The organism is Methanococcoides burtonii DSM 6242, from assembly GCF_000013725.1.
In the GTDB taxonomy this organism is placed as follows: domain Archaea; phylum Halobacteriota; class Methanosarcinia; order Methanosarcinales; family Methanosarcinaceae; genus Methanococcoides; species Methanococcoides burtonii.
Genome location: NC_007955.1, coordinates 1451400 through 1468639 on the forward strand (window position 1 = coordinate 1451400; position 17240 = coordinate 1468639).

Below are 17240 nucleotides of genomic sequence, written 5' to 3' on the forward strand. Positions count from 1 at the left end.
ATCTCATTAACATTTGAGAATTATTCCAGTCATAAGCATCAAAAAAGAAAACTGCACAAAATGTGCAGTTGTTAAGATATCAGATATCTTCTTTCAATGATCTCAAAGCTTCCCTGACCATTGATGAATAATGATCTTTATCAGTATTATAGTGCTCTTTTGCTTTGATGACATTGGAATCCATATTATCAAGGTCCTTTACACGCTCAAGAGTTCGCCTCGCTGTATCCTCAACCCAGAGGTCACGTGTTGTGACATCGACAATCGAGATAGATTCTGGCCTTACTGATGTCAGAACAGTACCTTCTGCAGTTGTATAAGTGCTTGGTTTACCTACGATAGCTACAAAAGCAGGAGTTTCACATTCTGCAAGGGCCTGAGCGGCTTCCGGTTGATACTGACCTGCATAGATCATGAATGAACCCGTAGGATCAGACACTCGACCTCTCCAATACTCAGAATCCGTACCTATATCCTCTTTCTCGATGAGAGTACCTACAATGAAAAGGCGATTTACCTTTGCACCGGTAGGTGTCAGCAGATATTGAGGAGAATACTGATCATCTCCGTCCTTGAAGGTCAGATTGGATTCTCTGAATTCCTGTGCAAAAACACGCCTTGAAACTTCCCTAACGTAGCCAGCCATTTAGATCATCTCCGCATCTGCAATAAGTTCACCAAGCTTTTCCAGGTCCACTCCACCCTGCGGTTCAATTGAATCCACAAGAATATAGCGATCAACTTTAGAACCGGTCACCATGAAATATTTTCCAAGTAATTTCAACTTCATCTGATCGAGAACAACGCCCTGATCAAGTGCATCCGCAGCCATGGAAATCGCATTATCCAGAGTGATACCACTTACCTGTTCAGCAAGTTCTCTTTTAAGGATAGATTCCTGTGCAATGTTACCATCATCAAGAACAGCCTTGATACGAAGATCATAAGTGCCATCGACTTTCCCATGCTCCATACAGGCACCTTTCGTGAGTGCTCTTTTACACTCCGGACAACGTTTGATCAATCCTGAACCTGACTGTACATCTACCATTGCACCAGCAAATGTTATGGAGGTGGAAGCAATCTCTATATCTTCATCAAGTTCTTCTATAGAACTGTTCTTGTTTAGAGTTATCTCAAATTTGTCATTCCACTCTTGTGCAACGACATTATTGAAAAGATAACTATTCCCCTCTGTGAGATCTAACAGATCCGCACTTGTCCATTTGATGAATTTGATAGTACCCGTACTATCTCCGACCAATCCTACCTGAGATATAGATTCATGGGAATTATCCCATAACTGAGCCACCTTTGCTTTAATAGACACCCATTTTCCATCTTCGGTAATATCAACAACATTAACCATTGGTGCAGGCTGACCATCCCCGGCCCCGCCCATCGGAGATGAAATAACTTCAACGTCCTCATCGAGTTCTTCTACCACAGTGTTCTTGTTAAGAGTTACTTCAAACCTTCCATTCCATTCATTGCTAACAATATTCTTGAAATAGTAGCTTTTTCCTTCTTCAACATCAGGGATTATGTCACGTGACCATTTGATGAACTTTATTGTAGCAGTCTCATCACCGATGATACCTACCTGTGAAACAGATTCATGGGAACTATCCCATAACTGTAATACCTTTGCCCTGATGTTCACCCATTTTCCACCCTCATCGATCTCATTGAGCTTAACATCGGGTGTTGACCTCGAATCCGGTGTTGTTGACTGACCACCAAAAAAAGCATTTCTGTCGAGATCATTTTCCTTTAAGAAATAGGTAATGACACTTCTGCGAGCTTCATCAAGAGGAACTTTGAATTTAGTCACCAATTTATCAAGGCGTTCTGTAATGTCCTCAATTGGTATATCTACACCAAGTTCCAAAAATTTTGCTTTTATATTCTCTGCTGTTTTATCCATATTATTTCCTCAAGCCTCATGTTTGTTCCTGATAGAGAGGCAAATTAACTTACATCATTTAAGTATAAATAATTAAAGTAAGCGGGGTGAAAGTAATCGCAGAGCTGAAATTACCTACCCAAAAGGTCTGCAACAATCTTTGCTGCATCCCCTTCACCAATGACAGTTACCACATCATCGAATTCAAGTACGAGGTTACCGTTTGCAATGAACGATTGGTCGCCCCTCCTCACCATTAGCAGAAGACTGTCCTCAGGAAGAGACAACTCTTTAATGGATTTTCCGGCAACCTTTGGGTTTGTGACCTTGACCTCAAGTATATCCCCACCTTCCCCTACTTCGCACATGGAGAACATGTGAGGCCTTCCAACCATATTATCGAGGAAAAGGGCAGTACTCATAGCAGGGCTCATTGCGCGTATCTCAAGGTCCCAAAATGCATGCAGATTTTCCATATTGTTTACCCTTGCAACGATCTGATCTTCCTTGAAACCGAACTTTGTCTTTGCGATCTGACATACCAGAAGATTGGTATTATCCTGATTGGTACTTGCAACGACATATTTTGCATTTTCAATACCGGCTTTTTTAAGGACATTCACATCTTCCGCATCGCCATGTACGACACGAATTCCAGATTTCATAAGGCGTTGGCAATGTTCCTCGGATGATTCAACGACAACTACATTTTCACCTCTTTTTTCAAATCTCTCCGCAAGTATTCTGCCGACTTCTCCTCCACCTACTACAAGGATTTCCATGGGTATCACTCCTAAAAACTTAGCAACATATTTAGACAGGGAACCTGTCATTAATACAGTAATAATAACAGTTAAAAATACCAGACCTACAAGCTCTTGCCCACCTTCAATGTTCAAACTATTCATTTTTATAGCAAAGTAAGTTGCAATGGATGCAGGTACAACTCCGCGAGGACCAACAAATGAGATGAACAGCTTTTCTTTTGTCCTGAAATTAGTCCTTGCAGTACTAACGAAAACAGAAAGTGGCCTGACAAAGAACACCAACAACAATACAACAATGATCCCGGCAAAACCAATTCTGAAAATGTCCTCAAACTTCAACATTGCAGCCAGGAGAATGAATATCAAAGAAAGCATCATGAGCACAAGATCGGATTTGAATTCCTTCAGCGCGGCCTTGTAACGAACGTTAGAAGAACCTACAATAATACCGAACAGCGCTACTGCAAGGATTCCTGATTCCGCACCTAATGACTCAGCTATGACAAAAGTTGCTATCACGGATGTAAATGTAACAAAACGGACCACTTGCTCGGAAAGTACAGAACTTGATAAAAAACGAGTAAGCAAAAGACCACTTGCAATACCCATAGTAAGACCGATCATAGTTCTGTATACTATAAAGCTCACAGCTTCAAATCCTGAAAGCTGGGAAATAATCACCTCGAACACAAGTGCAGCCAGAATTACACACACTGCATCATTAAGCACCCCTTCGAGTTCAAGCGTTTTGCTGACCCTATGGTTTACCCGTACCTGTCTCACAACAGGAGTTATCACAGTCGGCCCCGTCGCAGTTACCAAGGCACCGAATACCGCAGATATTTCCAGTGAAAGACCGACTATATAGTGGGTGAAAAGTGTTGCGAAGATGAATGTGATGATCACACCCACCGTAATAAGACTGAGCACACCTTGCTGGATAGACCTTATAGACTTCAGATCAATATGGAGCCCACCATCGAATACGATCACTGCAACGCATAAGGAGACAATTGCAGCAAGGCCTTCTCCAAGAAGAGAAGGGTCCAGAAGCCCAAGTACTTCAGGTCCTGCAATGATACCTTCTGCAAGCAGAAAAATAAGGACGGGCATTTTGAAAAGTCTGCTCAGACTTTGTGCCACAAGGCTCATGACCAATACCGCAAGCGCGACCTGTAACAGATATATGGATTCCACTTTAAAACTCCAGAAAGCATTTAGGCATCTGCCTGAGTAATGTTAATAAGGATAAGGCAATTCAAATATAAATCTGTTTTCAAAAAAGACTAATATAATGGCGTTGAAACCAAATGATTTTGAAAGATCACTAAAAAAAGAAAAGGTAAAAGGAAGACAGGGTAGACCCCTATCTGCTTTTATTGAAATTATGCGATTGTTTCCCTGAACTTATCACAGCAGTTGATGTCTATGCCGAGAAGCTTCTCGATGTTCATCTTAGCTGCAATACCCTTTGCACAACCTGGCACAGAGGTAATTACACCAATGTCGAGCTCTTCCCTGAGTTCCCTCATGACATACTCGTCGGAGAGATCTGCATTTGAAACACCAAGTTTCTTTGCAACGAAGTCCTTTGCTTCACCGATTCTCATGCTCTTGTCAAACTGCATCCTTGCAACAAGGTCACCAGCTGCTCTCATACCGGTCATACCGGAAGCCATGATGTGTGAGATTGGCATACCCATTGGGTCACCAACACCAATCTATATACCATCGACACCAGCGATCTCGACCATTGCCTTGCTTGCCCTTGTTACTGCATCTATTGGTGGGGTCTCAAGCATTGGGATACCACCTACACCCATACCCATATCTGCATGACATGGAATTGTTGATGCCTCAACAGCTGCCTTTGTGAATGTTACTGAACGACCAAGGTTCCATGCAGATGTCCTGCTGGTGTTGGTATTACATACAGGACCGAATATGTTTGCTCCTGCCTTTGCTACAAGTGGTGCCTGCTGGTGTGGCCACAGACCTGCAAGTACTGTACCATCGTACTCAAGCTCTCCGTGCATACCGAGAACAAGTTCTCCTGCCATACCTGCTTCAATGTAGATTCCCGGGAATTCTTTCCTGAGTGCCTCGATAGCATTAAGTGATGCATACATGTCACCGTCACCGGCTGCACCGATGGTATCGAAATTGACACCGTCACAACCAACATTCTGGAGTTTTTGCATGATCCAGGTCATGTCGCGGATACCGTGCTCTGCAGCATGAAAAATAGAATCCTGTGCTTCAGAGATCTTAAATGCTTTCATAAGATCACCAGGGTTCTCGAATGGACCATCAGGAGTGTAGTAAAGACCCATGTTTGGCATTGCGCCATAGAGCATAGGAATGATCATGTTCTGCTGGCAGGACTCCATTGTCTGGCATTCCTGAGAGATGACAGGCTTTACGGGCTTGTAACTGTAGTCGATGTGACCGAGTTCCATTGTATCCGCACCAAAAGCACGCTCGTGGATCATTGAACCAACAAGTCTGCTTGCAGGAATACCTACACCACTGTTACCCTGGTCACCATCGATCCTGATAGCACCGATATCGTGAGTTACAGGAACTTCCATGCCTGGCTCCACACCGACGATCCTGCCAGGTGAAGTGATGATATCAAGCATATGATCCATTTCATTTTCAGAAAGTGCTGGAATGTCACCAAGGTCTGCTGCATCTGCACTACCTGCTTCGATGTCAGCTCTGATGTCTTCCTTTGTCATGAAGATCTTCTGACCGTCACCCATTCTTAAGAAATATTCTGTTGCCATATTATACACCTCGAACGATCAGAGAAGTAATTCTTTTGCTTTTGCGACAGCTTCGCTTGCATTTTCTGCATAGCAGTCTGCACCACATTTCTTTGCCCATGCATCAGTTGCTGGTGCGCCACCGACCATGACCTTTACCTTGTCCCTGAGTCCGTTCTCTTTGAGAAGCTCAATGACTTCTTTCTGGCCCTGAAGGGTTGTTGTCATAAGTGCGGAAAGACCGACCATGTCAGCGTTGGTTTCCTTTATCTTGTCAATGAAGTTCTGTACAGGAACATCCCTGCCAATGTCGTGGACTTCAAAGCCTGCTGCCTGAAGCATTGTTGATACGATTGCCTTACCAATGTCGTGAACGTCACCCTCGACGGTACCGTTTACGATAACACCGAGCTTAGTGGATGCGCCTTCGCCTGATGCAAGCTCGTCCTGGAGCATTTCAACACCAGCGGACATTGCGTCTGCTGCCATCATGACGTGTGGAAGGAAAAGCTTTCCTCTCTCGAAGAGTACACCAACTTCGTTCATGCCTGCTGCGAGACCATTGTCGATAAGTTCTACTGCTGGAGCCTTACCTTTTGCCTTCTCTACTGCAGCGATTACTTCATCTTTCTTGCAACTTACTACCGCATCGGATAGTGTTTTAAATAATTCTTCGTTTGTCGTTTTAAAACCTCCTTTGAAAACAATTCTATGACAATCCCAAAGGGACTTATAGAAAATTGAAAGTGTAGTTGGGGCGGATGCGCTGAGGCATATACCCCATCGTTTACCCAAAAGTCCAACTACACATATATATTTTGTGTTTTAGGTCTTCAGAATTGGGACACGAATGTCCTGGCCTGCCACAATGCAATCAATGCAATAACAATGACTGCAACCATCCAAGTATATTCTGCTGCTGGCATAGGAGCGGTGGTCATATCATAACCAGGGCCATAGTAAGCAACTGTTAAATCATTCATTATACCCATATCAAAACCTCCTTATACATACTCAAGACATGCATCTGATGCACGGGTCTTTCCGAAATCTGTGATGACATATTGGTGTAAAAGGAAACCTTTCTTATACACACCATCTTCATCTACTTTTGATTGTACTGATCTAAGCATACCACCTGAAGCTAACTCAATGATATCGAAATTTATCGAATCCCTACCAAAGTTGTTGTTCATGTTGTATTCTTTCTGCATCTGTACAACGATCTCATTGTTCCAGTGTTCTTTCTCATCAGAGAATAGCTCAAGCAACCTAAATTTTATTGGACGTTCTCCAGCCATATTACTCACCTCTCAGAGATTCCATGTCACCTGTATCTTCAGAAATCATTACAAAGCTACCAAGGACACAAAGTGCACCACCGACAAGTACTGTCCATGCTGGCACCTGTGCCATGAATAGGTACATGAAGATAACAGCGCAAAGACCATAAAGATTCCCGATACCCTGACCCCTTCCAACACCGATAAGTGGGAAAGACTTGTACCAGGAGACGTAGCAGTAACCAAATGTGATACCTGCAAATCCAAGTACCAGAATTGATAGTGGGTTGAATGCCTGAAGTGCATACTCAAGGATTGGATAACCAGCAATTGCTGCAATAGGTATAAGGATTACCCAGTACAGGAGGCTCTCACCAAGGAATCTGATTGTAATTCCTACATCAGGTTCTGCGATGTCAAGACCTTTACCAGCGATTGCGCCTTCAATACCCCACCCTAGTGCTGCCATCAGTCCACCAAGGTAACCAAGGTAGCTGATGCTACCAGAAGTGATCTCAGTAATTGCTCCACCAACGAAGATGGTTAGACCACCGACAATGATGACAAGAATACCCATCCAGGCCCTCTTGGAGATCTGTTCACCATACCATTGTCTTGCAAGTACAGAACCAATCACAGGGTACATCAAAGCAGCAACTGCTGCGAATCCTGCTCCAATAAATCCAATAGCTATGAATGAACCAAGAATTGCGATTGGCCCACCAAATATAGATGCAAGGAAGAACCATTTACTACATGGATGGAATTCCTTCAATGTTCTCTTCATCTCACCGAACTTACCAAGATATGCATTCCATATAAGAAGTGCAACAATAACAGTTAATGCATTGAATGCAGCTATCAAAAGAGCGACAACAATGGTTGCCATTGAACCACCATGTGTTGCATCAATGTCTACCCACATTGCATCAAATGGAGGTACTGCCCAGATAATTGTACCAGGAACATACCATATACCCCATAAGATTGCACAGAACAAGGCCCACATATAACCTTTGTTCATTTTACGCTTATTTTCCAATTTCTTCAGTTCTCGAATATCCAAATTGACTCCTCCTCCAACTATTAATAATAATTATGAGTGATACACGTATATATAATTATAGATAGAAATTCTAAAAAAAGGAAGAAGGACCCGAGCGAGTCCCTTACCTTTTTATAGAGAGATTTACTCAGCTGCTGCGTTACATTTGACGACTGCGTCAGTTGCATTCTCAGCATAGATGTCTGAGCCGATCTTGTCTGCCCAGTCCTGTGTGACAGGTGCGCCACCGACCATGGTCATGACAGAGTCACGAATTCCAGCTTCCTTAAGCTGTTCTTCGATGTTCATCTGAAGGATCATTGTTGTGGTCATGAGTGCGGAAGAACCAACAATCATTGGCTTGTGTTCCTTCACTGCATCTACGTATGCTCCGATTGCAACGTCCCTGCCGAGGTCAACTATCTTGAATCCAGCAATCTTGAGCATTGTTGCGACAATGTCCTTACCAATGGAGTGGATGTCACCCTCGATGGTACCGATAACGATCGTTCCCTTTGATTTTACAGATCCACCCTGTGCTTCAAGAGCAGGGGTGAGTATTGCAACACCAGCGCTCATTGCTTCAGATGCTGCAATGACGTGAGGAAGGAAGAGTGTACCCTGTTCGAACTGGTCGCCCACTTCGTTCATACCTGCAGTAAGACCGTCCTGGATAAGGGAAACAATATCGACCTTTGCTTCGAGTGCTTCTTCACAAATCTCTTCAACAAGCTCATCATCAAATTCCATGACTGCAGCTTTTGCTTTCGCGTTAATTTCATCCTGTGTAACCATTTTTATAACTCCTTTATTTATGTAGATAATTATAGCCCAAATTATAAGCTAGCTCTGAACGCAGCATCTGCCTTGTCTACTACAGCCTTCATGTCTGCTAAGAGTTCGCTGTCGATTGCCTTGACTTCATGGTTCTTCATTATGTCAAGAAGCTTCTCGTGTGCAACTACTGAGAGATCTTTTGAACCTGCAGCTTCCCAGTCACCGAACATGTCCCTGTCAATGAGTTCTGGGTTAGATACGAGATGGATATTTTCCCTGGTTTCTTTGTGTGCAAGGAAGTTGTTGCCGATTCCGACCTTCTGGATGGATGGTACAGCAAGTGTCTCGTCTGATACAGGGACGCCACGCATCGCGGACCGTGTCATATTGATGATGTCAGCGTCGATTACAAACTGATCCAGGGAGAATGTCATACCGAGCTCGAGCATACCTCCACCGTAGATGGTGTTACATCCGGCGAATGCTGGAAGGAGGGTTGTCATTGTCTTCTCGTGGCCTGACTGTGTATCTGGGACCTTTGAATCTGACTAAGTACCTGCGACATAGGTTGGAAGGCCATAGAACTGACCCATCTTACCGACTGCAGCGCTGATAATACCAAGTTCTGGAGCACCGACCGGAGCTGTTCCTTTTCTCAAGTCGAAGGTTGTGGTTGAGCTACCGTACCATACTTCAGCACCTGGCTGAACGAGCTGTGCAAGTACAATACCTGCGAGAACCTCTGCGTTGTGTGTAACGAGTGTACCTGCCCTGAATACTGGGGAGGAACCACCGGACATTGCCATACTCAGGACATTCACTGGCATACCGAAGCGTGCACCCTTCATGATGACCTGACATGCGTTGACACTGAGCTCGAGTGGGCTGGTTGGGCAAACAAGCATGGACATGATTGGCCTCTTGCGTGCTGCTTCAGAGTCACCACCATAGTATGCGTCGACAATTCCCTTGTAGTACTCTACATTCTCACCAACAGGGTCGATGTGGTGGAAGTGTTTGGTAGTGTTCATGAGAGGTGTGAGGGTCTCGTGGACATCCTGTGCTCCCTTCCCTGCCCAGTCCCTTGCGGAAACGGTAAGAGCCATGTAGCTGAATTCATCGAGGTAGTCACAGACTTTTGCGGTATCTGCAATGTCCTGCTCAACAGAGTCAACTGTCTGATACTTGCCTGGTGCGACGTAGTTACACATCTTGACACCAGTACCGAAAGGTATGTAGTGGACCTTACCCTTGTGCTCCTGTTCCATGGTGTTCTTCTTGTCACGACCATAAAGCATGAACCTTGAAGGTGCGTCGAAAAGTGCCCTGTTCACGACGTACTCAGGAATTTTTACAATTTGTGATGCCTCGTCGACTTCACAGCCACCTTCCTTGAAGATTGCCCTTGCTTCCGGATCAGATACCTGAACACCAGGGTTAAGGAAAACTTCCATTGAAGCGTAGTGGATAGCTCTGAGGTCATCTTCGGAGAACAACTCTAACTGTACACCCTGAAGTGGGAATCTAGCTGCGTAATTAGGTTCTGACATTTTCTTTACAACTCCTTTATTTGTCTTTTTAGTAAGACCGGATACATTCTAAAACAAATGACACCGATCATAATACCGGCAATCCTTTTTTATTCAGACAGGTCACGAGGACCGCATCACCCGTTAGGGCATCCGAACATGATGGATATACCAACATTATATTGCTTCGATATGAAACCCGTAGGATAGACCAATGGCCTATTACGAACAACGTTTCATATGGCGTCTTACAACATCTAATGGAAAAATCATTAACATTTGATCATCCACCATAAGTTGTCAGACACATTTCCGCTTTTACTATAATACCTGCTTTTCAATACTCGGATATATATTTATTGGTTAGCAACTCCAAAAATATATCATATAGAATGCCCTTAAACGGACAATTTGAAAAGAATTACACCATAACTATTTTCAGATTATCGGCTAAATCAAGCAGATTTGCTCAGATGCTAAAAAGGACACTACTACTTGATTTAAAGAGATAAACAACATCAATCGATACTAAAGAGAAAGAATGAAAGATTTGTCACAAAATAACACAAGAAAAATTGCTCCTATTTGTTACATATACACATGTGCCAATCGTCATGCCAATTAAATTTACAATGACGGTGGTGTTAAAACACCGTTTTTTTTAAAAGTACGTTGTTTAAAAGCAAAACCCCGAATAACAGAAGATTTAAATACAAAGAAGAGATGCCGCGCAAGTCCATAAATAAAAAAAATAAAAAAGTAATTGAACACGCATGCACAAGCGCATTCAATGTTTGACAGTGATAACCTTATAGTGAATTGCATCCACCGGACAAACTGCCACACACCTTCTGCAACTGGTGCCAAGACATCTTTCACTATTATAATTTGCATAGAGCTCGCCATCGCGCTCAATTATCTTAATAGCATCCTCAGGACATTCGACTTCACATTGCCCACATCGAATACACTCAGGAGCGTGTTCTTCAATGATTATCCCAAGGTCACTGACTATCTGAAGCCCACCTTCACCAACTTCATCGATATCCTTTACAACTCTCTTCTCTATACGAGGATTTATGAAAGTTTCCGGCAGAGGGGGCAATTTGTACATCTCAAGCATTTGGTTGTACATCTCAATAGGCATTCCCTGGGTCCAGTAAGAAAGCTCACACATGTAGATATTAGAGAAAACTGTACTTGTTGCCATCATCAAGTGATCGGCAGTGATCTTATGAGCCATCTCAATAACCTCATCGAGCTTGGACTCATCAAGAACAAGATCTCTTGCAAGTGCAACTGAAGTGTTCCCGAATTGTACTATATTATGTGCAAAATTAGGACAAGAACCCAATTTTCTCGCCTTGTTCGCATCAACATAAGCTCCCGTTGCACCAGCCATATACATATTATCAAGGTCACTATAAGCAGTACCTGATTCGATCATAAGGGTAAGTTGTGCAGCCCTGATAGCACCAATTGCTTTACCGGCCTCTTCGATATCCTTTTCAAATATCTCGATGCCCTCATCAAGGAAAAGTTTACCATTGGGAAGCACAGGTATTTTCTTCATGATACCACATTCCAATGCAAGAGCCAGAGCAGAAATGACACCAGTACCCGTCACACCTTTTGCAACAACGTCAGAAGACTCTTTGATTTCTCCCGTAACAGGATCTATCAAATGCCCTTTGCATTCGGTCATGGACTCATCGAGGATAGTGACCCTCCACAGACCATCTTCAACCGTTACATCTGATATAGCACCCGGACTTGCCAGCATTCCACATTTGATGCCCTGACCTTCAATAGCAGGACCTGCTGCCGCACTAGCGGTTATGATCTTATCGCCCACCTTGATAGCCATCTCTGCATTGGTACCATAATCAGTCACCATTGAAGGAGTGTCCATGTCCATGAAATCGGTCTTGATCATCATAGCAAGAGCATCTGCACCGATTTCATGTTTTATTGCAGGAGGAACTATAACAGTACAGTTTGGGAGGTCCATTATACCTTCGAACAATTCGTTTGCAGGGAAGACCCTTGAACCCCTGACCACATTCTCAACACCCAACTTTTTCTGCTTGTTCTCACCCGCATAAGCAAGGTCTCTTATCTCCATATTCTGGAAAAGGGAGAGTTGTATAGGATTTCCACAAACAGCAAGCCTTTTAATGAGAGAAGGATCAACGCCGAACTCATCAAATATCCTTTTGACCGTATCCAACATTATCTCATTGGCCACATCTTCTCCAATCTGGATAGCGAAATCCAGATGATCCATGACATTTCCGCCAGGTAGCGGATGTTTCATGGTAATAGCCGTCTTTAGAACCTTTTTAGATTCCAGATCGATCAACTGGGCACGAAACCCACTTGTTCCCAAATCCAATGCGATACCATACATTTTGATTACCTCTGCCATAATAATACTTTCAGTTCAATATAATAATGATGCATTAAAACAAAAGATTCAATGCTATATAAGGGCTTTGTATAAACCATACAAAACCGGTCGTTCGATGCCTTAAGCAACAAAAAGAAATGAAAAAGAGAAAGTGACAAAATGAGATTCAGTCACACTGACAACATTCAAAATTGAATCCAAGGAGGAATGAACCAGTACCATGATCGCTCTGAAGTCCCATCTTTTCTTTCAGATACTCATCCGTAGGAGGAGAAGGAGAAGCAAGAATTGCATTACAAATATGGGACAAACATTCGATCTCATCACATGGCTTCGGAGGCATAACGACCACTAGAGGATCGGACTTAGAATTGAGCGCTGTCAGGAAACCTTTATCGTACACCACAATATTGCCGATGACAAGAGATTCCGCATCCTTTTCAAAGATCTGTAATTTTTCAGAATCATTAATATCCTCCCCAACTACCTTATCATCATGCATAAGAAGAACGTTAGGTCCACACGGCCACTTATATTCCATGGTAGTCTGGAACGGAATAATAACATCACTCTGGAGAACGGCCTTCACGCCTTTATTATCGCCCCGGCCAATCCCCATAAGCGTCATTTGATCAGCCTTTTCTTCCAGTTTTGCTATGACCTTACGATCCTCATCATTGAGGAAAAATGTTCTGCCAACTCCAGTCATGCACTCCAATTTTTCCCTTACCATCTTGATAATCTCATCTTTTTCCATGAAAATCCCTGACCTTTCTATAAAATCAAAAAACTATGATCGCAAATGTTTTTGAGAGACACAATTGTTGTGAATCCATCTTTATTTTCTTTATTCTATCATATCGAACAATCCTTTTCGATATTTAACCTTTTTGTCATGAAGGGGCTATCAATTTAACAGGAGGTCGAACCATTGCCAATTAGATAAATGTAAATCAATACGTACAAAAACTCGGAAATGACAAACAATAAGCACATAACCAGTCAACAGCATCAATTTTAAGTAAAAATATCAAAGAGATGTTGCCCCAGCTATCTTGCTCACCCTTATAAAAAAAATTTAAATATAAAAAAAATAATATCTGAATGCGATACTGAACAAGATGGTTTTGTATCGTTTGCACAACACCTTATATAGAAAGTTCACGATACGTTTATTAAGCAAACCAACAAATGAAATTTATTAAAAATACATATTATCAAAGATCTACAAGAGGTATAACATGACAGATATCACCGTAAACTCAAGAATATGTGGATTCAAACACAAAATACATGGAACAAAGGACGGTAAAAATGTTACGATCAAGATTGAAACAGATTGTCCAAAAGTAAAGAACATTTCCGATCTTGAAGTACCAATGATGCAGATGTTTGGCATAAAAGATAATTATGTCATCGGTAAGGCACAAGAAGGAAATTGTTGTGCCACCTGCATCGTTCCGAGTGGAATACTCCATGCATGCAGCCTTGAATTCGGATTAATATCACAAACCCTTGCAAAAGGTGTTGAAAATATTAGTATCGAGTTTAAATAATAGTGATGAAAAATAACGACACGATAAAAGAGATATTTATGTGATCATTAATCAATATAAATTATTAGCCTGATATCTCATGAGATGAGCTTTAAAGTGCCCGCTTTTGGCTCATAGCATAGCCCTTTTGTAAGTAATGACCTTACCACAGAGTCCACTGTTTTTTCATTAATCTGCCTGGAAACTGCAACAGACATAAGTTCAGCATAATCGACACCTTTGCCCCCACCAAGTTCACTCATTAGGTTTAAAACGAGTGTATCGAGGTCTTTTTCTTCAGACACAACCGAAAGCAGATCAAGAGAGATGATACATTTCTTTACAACTGACCGGAGTTTGTTAAGATAATTTTCATCAGAGCTATAATGCCGGATTGCCATTCCAATTCCCTCTGAAAGCAAAGAAGAGATACCAAGATCTTTCATACATTCGTCCATAGAGTCAATATTTCCACATGCCAACAAGACCTTAGAAAATGCGTCCAATCGATCAAGCGTCAATTCTGCAGTGTCTAATATCCACCTATTACGCATATCCTCGTCTGCAAGATTTATCTCCTCGGGCCTTAGAGATATAACCACAAGACCGTCTTCCGACTTATATGATCGAACTTTGCCAACAACCGAAACATACTCAGGAGGCACAACAGATGATAAAAATGCGATTGCATCAGACTGATACTGACCTGCATATAAAGTGAAGGCACCAGAAGGATCGACAACACGAGCTCGCCAGGTATCGCCATCGGAATCAATATTTTCCACCTCTGTAAGAACTCCTGTGACAAAAACACGGTTGACCATGACACCACCAGGGGTCAACAGATAATTTGGCGTGTGCCCACCAGAGTCTATCGCCTCGTCCACAGTTGAATGGATCGTAGAACTGGAATCATTAAGCTCTTTTGCAAACATCCTATATGAGATTTCACGATCAACCATACTATCACTCCACCCCATCCAACCGTTTTAGAAGATGATAAATCCTTTTTTCGGCATCATGATCAGGCACCCATACAGACTTTGTCACAAACGTTACCCCAAACTCAGATCTAGAAGTATTCCCACGCACTCCAATATAACGTCCTGTAAGAACACGTTTCATATCTTCAAATATTGCATTCATCGACATAGTCTTGCCCAAAAGAGAGAACGATTCATGAAGGGTCTTTCCATAAACGATCTCCGAAAGTTCTCTATTAAGCATCACAAGAACAGAGCCAGTTCCATCATCAAGGACCAGTTTAATCCTCATATCCTGTAAACCATCAACAGCCCCATGTGAACGGCAAACGTTCTTTAGAATTACACGATTACAGATAGGACAGCGTGCTATCAACCCTGACCCTGGCCGAACGGAAACAATATTGCCCACTAAAACAACATCGAATATTCCATCGGCATGCAAAACTTCCGAGATGCACACTGGTTCCGGAGGTTTGTTCACTGACATCGGATCAAACGAGAGATCCTCACCGGGACCAACCAATTCAACTGGAGTAGAGCTATCAAGATGTATCGAGGGAACTCCACGATATACACGCACAGATGCATCTTTAAAACGGATAATCGAACCTATATCCACACCATCAAGAGGAGACCACGAAACAAAAGGCAATCTTCCAGTCTCATCCGCCAGGACACCTTCAATAATAGTAAGATCTTCGCCCTTAACGTCCACATTCCGATGATAAAGATCAATAATTGCAGCCACTGAACTAATAAAAAGATCAGAAGGACCCACATCGATGAACTTTTTTACAGGAATAACAGCCAACTCAGAGATATCCGGAAGAGAGCTATCATCCAGCAATAACACCTCAGAATAAGCACTTATGCTCACTTCCGTTCGGTTATACCAGTTCCTGACACTCGCATTACTTATTCGCACTGCATCCCCAACATTCAATGCAAGTTGTTTCCACGATGTAAAGGGACATAATCCAGACCGATCTGCGAGAATGCCAGAGAATATAATCGTTCTTTCCCCTTTCAGATCAACGGTCTTTTCACTGATCTTGAGAATACGAACCTCAAGAGAAAAACCTTTCTCACCGACAGAAAGCTCTTTGATGCCCCTTATCATAAAGCCCGATGACCTGAATTTCTTAATTATCGTGCGTTTTGCTTCACTGATCGGAACACGATATTTGATCAGCAGATCAAATTCATTTTCGATCATAGATCTATCGACATTAGCAAGCACCTTTGTTAGTTCTTCAATGTGAGGGGCATATTTCTCATCCATCATATTCTCCCACTTTAATGAGACTGTACATAATCTAAGCATTTCTTCCATAAAAAGATACACCCAGAGAAGTCAGATAGGAATCTCGTGATGAACAAGTATCCATTTCATTTTTGTAATACAAACATATATATAGATTTTTATCCAAATCAAGAGCATAGATTCAATTAAACAGCGATAAAGAAGTAATAAGAGGATAAAATAATGACAATACTACCATTGGCTTCCGTAGAAAGATTGATACGTAGTGCAGATGCAGAAAGAGTTAGCGAACCTGCAGCATCCGCTCTTTTAGAAATAATCGAAGCATACGGAACCAAAATTTCAAAGGAAGCTATAATTTACGCCAATCATGCAGGAAGAAAGACAGTAAAAGAGGAAGATATAAAACTGGCTTATGAAATGCTCACAAAGCCACGTAATTGAACTTCCCCCTATTTTTTTAAGTTAATGTCTCAAGGGCACTTATTCCAGCCAGGGTCAAAAGAGTTACCACAATACCTGCGATCAACACCCCTGCAACTATAGCTATCAATGCATGCCTGAACTTTATCCCAAATACGAATGCTGCTGCACAACCGGTCCAGGCTCCTGTAACCGGTAAAGGGATAGCAACAAACAACGTAAGAGCAAGTGTCCCATACTTCTCCATACTCTCAGAATGTTTTTGCCGTGTCCTTGTGAAAAGCCAGGTAAAGAACATATCACCAATTTTGAACCTTCTCAAAAAAGCGGAAACTGGTTCTAAAAAAAGTAAAAGTGGGATCACAGGAAGGAGATTTCCCAATACTGCTAAAAGGTATGCCTCCACAGGACCTATTTCATAAACACCAATCGCAATCGGAATTGCACCACGTAGTTCAGATATAGGCAGAGCACTCAAGATAATGGTCGAGAGCCAGGGAGGGACACTTACAAGAAGATCAATTAACTGATGCTCGAAAGGCATTTC

At 42.4% G+C, this 17240-nt stretch carries 15 protein-coding genes and 2 pseudogenes; 2 read left to right on the forward strand and 15 right to left on the reverse strand.

Annotated features, from left to right (window positions below; translation table 11 throughout):
- Positions 1-79: 79 nt before the first annotated feature.
- From MBUR_RS07010 to MBUR_RS07070, 12 genes and pseudogenes are all read right to left on the reverse strand, one after another.
- Positions 80-646, reverse strand: coding sequence for an RPA family protein (locus MBUR_RS07010; RefSeq protein WP_011499424.1), 567 nt, complete (start codon positions 644-646; stop codon positions 80-82).
- Positions 647-1927, reverse strand: coding sequence for a replication protein A (locus MBUR_RS07015; protein ID WP_011499425.1), 1281 nt, complete (start codon positions 1925-1927; stop codon positions 647-649).
- Between the two features lie 110 nt (positions 1928-2037).
- Entirely contained in the window at positions 2038-3870 is a 1833-nt protein-coding gene (locus MBUR_RS07020; RefSeq protein ID WP_011499426.1) for a cation:proton antiporter, read from the reverse strand.
- A gap of 188 nt (positions 3871-4058) precedes the next feature.
- A pseudogene (mtbB, locus tag MBUR_RS07030) lies at positions 4059-5462 on the reverse strand ([dimethylamine--corrinoid protein] Co-methyltransferase).
- A gap of 18 nt (positions 5463-5480) precedes the next feature.
- A complete protein-coding gene (gene mtbC, locus MBUR_RS07035; protein WP_048063580.1) occupies positions 5481-6149 on the reverse strand; it encodes a dimethylamine corrinoid protein MtbC in 669 nt (222 codons plus the stop codon).
- A gap of 125 nt (positions 6150-6274) precedes the next feature.
- Positions 6275-6433 carry a hypothetical protein gene (locus MBUR_RS13840; RefSeq protein ID WP_157196670.1) on the reverse strand — a complete coding sequence of 53 codons (159 nt, stop codon included), beginning with the start codon at positions 6431-6433 and terminating at the stop codon, positions 6275-6277.
- Positions 6434-6445: 12 nt separating this feature from the next.
- The gene (locus tag MBUR_RS07040; protein ID WP_011499428.1) at positions 6446-6742 is read right to left on the reverse strand and encodes a hypothetical protein; all 297 of its coding nucleotides are present in this window, start codon (positions 6740-6742) and stop codon (positions 6446-6448) included.
- A gap of 1 nt (position 6743) precedes the next feature.
- Positions 6744-7790 carry a DMT family transporter gene (locus MBUR_RS07045; protein WP_011499429.1) on the reverse strand — a complete coding sequence of 349 codons (1047 nt, stop codon included), beginning with the start codon at positions 7788-7790 and terminating at the stop codon, positions 6744-6746.
- A 123-nt stretch (positions 7791-7913) separates the two neighbouring features.
- Positions 7914-8564 carry a corrinoid protein gene (locus MBUR_RS07050; RefSeq protein WP_011499430.1) on the reverse strand — a complete coding sequence of 217 codons (651 nt, stop codon included), beginning with the start codon at positions 8562-8564 and terminating at the stop codon, positions 7914-7916.
- Between the two features lie 41 nt (positions 8565-8605).
- Positions 8606-10096 (reverse strand): annotated as a pseudogene (mttB, locus tag MBUR_RS07060) ([trimethylamine--corrinoid protein] Co-methyltransferase).
- 766 nt (positions 10097-10862) lie between these two features.
- Positions 10863-12485, reverse strand: coding sequence for a methylamine methyltransferase corrinoid protein reductive activase (locus MBUR_RS07065; RefSeq protein WP_011499431.1), 1623 nt, complete (start codon positions 12483-12485; stop codon positions 10863-10865).
- A 166-nt stretch (positions 12486-12651) separates the two neighbouring features.
- Positions 12652-13242, reverse strand: coding sequence for a hypothetical protein (locus tag MBUR_RS07070; RefSeq protein ID WP_011499432.1), 591 nt, complete (start codon positions 13240-13242; stop codon positions 12652-12654).
- A 484-nt stretch (positions 13243-13726) separates the two neighbouring features.
- On the opposite strand from MBUR_RS07070, the gene MBUR_RS07075 reads away from it, so the two are divergent.
- Positions 13727-14041, forward strand: coding sequence for a DUF6951 family protein (locus MBUR_RS07075; RefSeq protein ID WP_011499433.1), 315 nt, complete (start codon positions 13727-13729; stop codon positions 14039-14041).
- Between the two features lie 77 nt (positions 14042-14118).
- Here the strand turns inward: MBUR_RS07075 and MBUR_RS07080 are convergent, their stop codons facing one another.
- Positions 14119-14982 (reverse strand): RPA family protein, encoded by an 864-nt coding sequence (locus MBUR_RS07080; RefSeq protein ID WP_011499434.1) that lies wholly within the window; start codon positions 14980-14982, stop codon positions 14119-14121.
- A 4-nt stretch (positions 14983-14986) separates the two neighbouring features.
- A complete protein-coding gene (locus MBUR_RS07085; protein ID WP_232221875.1) occupies positions 14987-16291 on the reverse strand; it encodes a Single-stranded DNA binding protein in 1305 nt (434 codons plus the stop codon).
- A 201-nt stretch (positions 16292-16492) separates the two neighbouring features.
- On the opposite strand from MBUR_RS07085, the gene MBUR_RS07090 reads away from it, so the two are divergent.
- Positions 16493-16714: a histone family protein gene (locus MBUR_RS07090; RefSeq protein ID WP_011499436.1), complete on the forward strand. Its 222-nt coding sequence runs from the start codon at positions 16493-16495 to the stop codon at positions 16712-16714.
- A gap of 16 nt (positions 16715-16730) precedes the next feature.
- Here the strand turns inward: MBUR_RS07090 and MBUR_RS07095 are convergent, their stop codons facing one another.
- Positions 16731-17237 (reverse strand): COG2426 family protein, encoded by a 507-nt coding sequence (locus MBUR_RS07095; protein ID WP_011499437.1) that lies wholly within the window; start codon positions 17235-17237, stop codon positions 16731-16733.
- Between the last annotated feature and the right edge of the window lie 3 nt (positions 17238-17240).

Excerpts from the sequence above, each read along its gene's own strand:
- MBUR_RS07075 (WP_011499433.1), top strand. The coding sequence starts at position 13,727 with ATGACAGATATCACCGTAAACTCAAGAATATGTGGATTCAAACACAAA.
- MBUR_RS07050 (WP_011499430.1), bottom strand. The coding sequence starts at position 8,564 with ATGGTTACACAGGATGAAATTAACGCGAAAGCAAAAGCTGCAGTCATG.
- MBUR_RS07095 (WP_011499437.1), bottom strand. The coding sequence starts at position 17,237 with ATGCCTTTCGAGCATCAGTTAATTGATCTTCTTGTAAGTGTCCCTCCC.
- MBUR_RS07015 (WP_011499425.1), bottom strand. The coding sequence starts at position 1,927 with ATGGATAAAACAGCAGAGAATATAAAAGCAAAATTTTTGGAACTTGGT.
- MBUR_RS07070 (WP_011499432.1), bottom strand. The coding sequence starts at position 13,242 with ATGGAAAAAGATGAGATTATCAAGATGGTAAGGGAAAAATTGGAGTGC.
- MBUR_RS07040 (WP_011499428.1), bottom strand. The coding sequence starts at position 6,742 with ATGGCTGGAGAACGTCCAATAAAATTTAGGTTGCTTGAGCTATTCTCT.
- MBUR_RS07080 (WP_011499434.1), bottom strand. The coding sequence starts at position 14,982 with ATGGTTGATCGTGAAATCTCATATAGGATGTTTGCAAAAGAGCTTAAT.
- MBUR_RS07085 (WP_232221875.1), bottom strand. The coding sequence starts at position 16,291 with ATGATGGATGAGAAATATGCCCCTCACATTGAAGAACTAACAAAGGTG.
- MBUR_RS13840 (WP_157196670.1), bottom strand. The coding sequence starts at position 6,433 with ATGGGTATAATGAATGATTTAACAGTTGCTTACTATGGCCCTGGTTAT.
- MBUR_RS07065 (WP_011499431.1), bottom strand. The coding sequence starts at position 12,485 with ATGTATGGTATCGCATTGGATTTGGGAACAAGTGGGTTTCGTGCCCAG.
- MBUR_RS07010 (WP_011499424.1), bottom strand. The coding sequence starts at position 646 with ATGGCTGGCTACGTTAGGGAAGTTTCAAGGCGTGTTTTTGCACAGGAA.
- MBUR_RS07090 (WP_011499436.1), top strand. The coding sequence starts at position 16,493 with ATGACAATACTACCATTGGCTTCCGTAGAAAGATTGATACGTAGTGCA.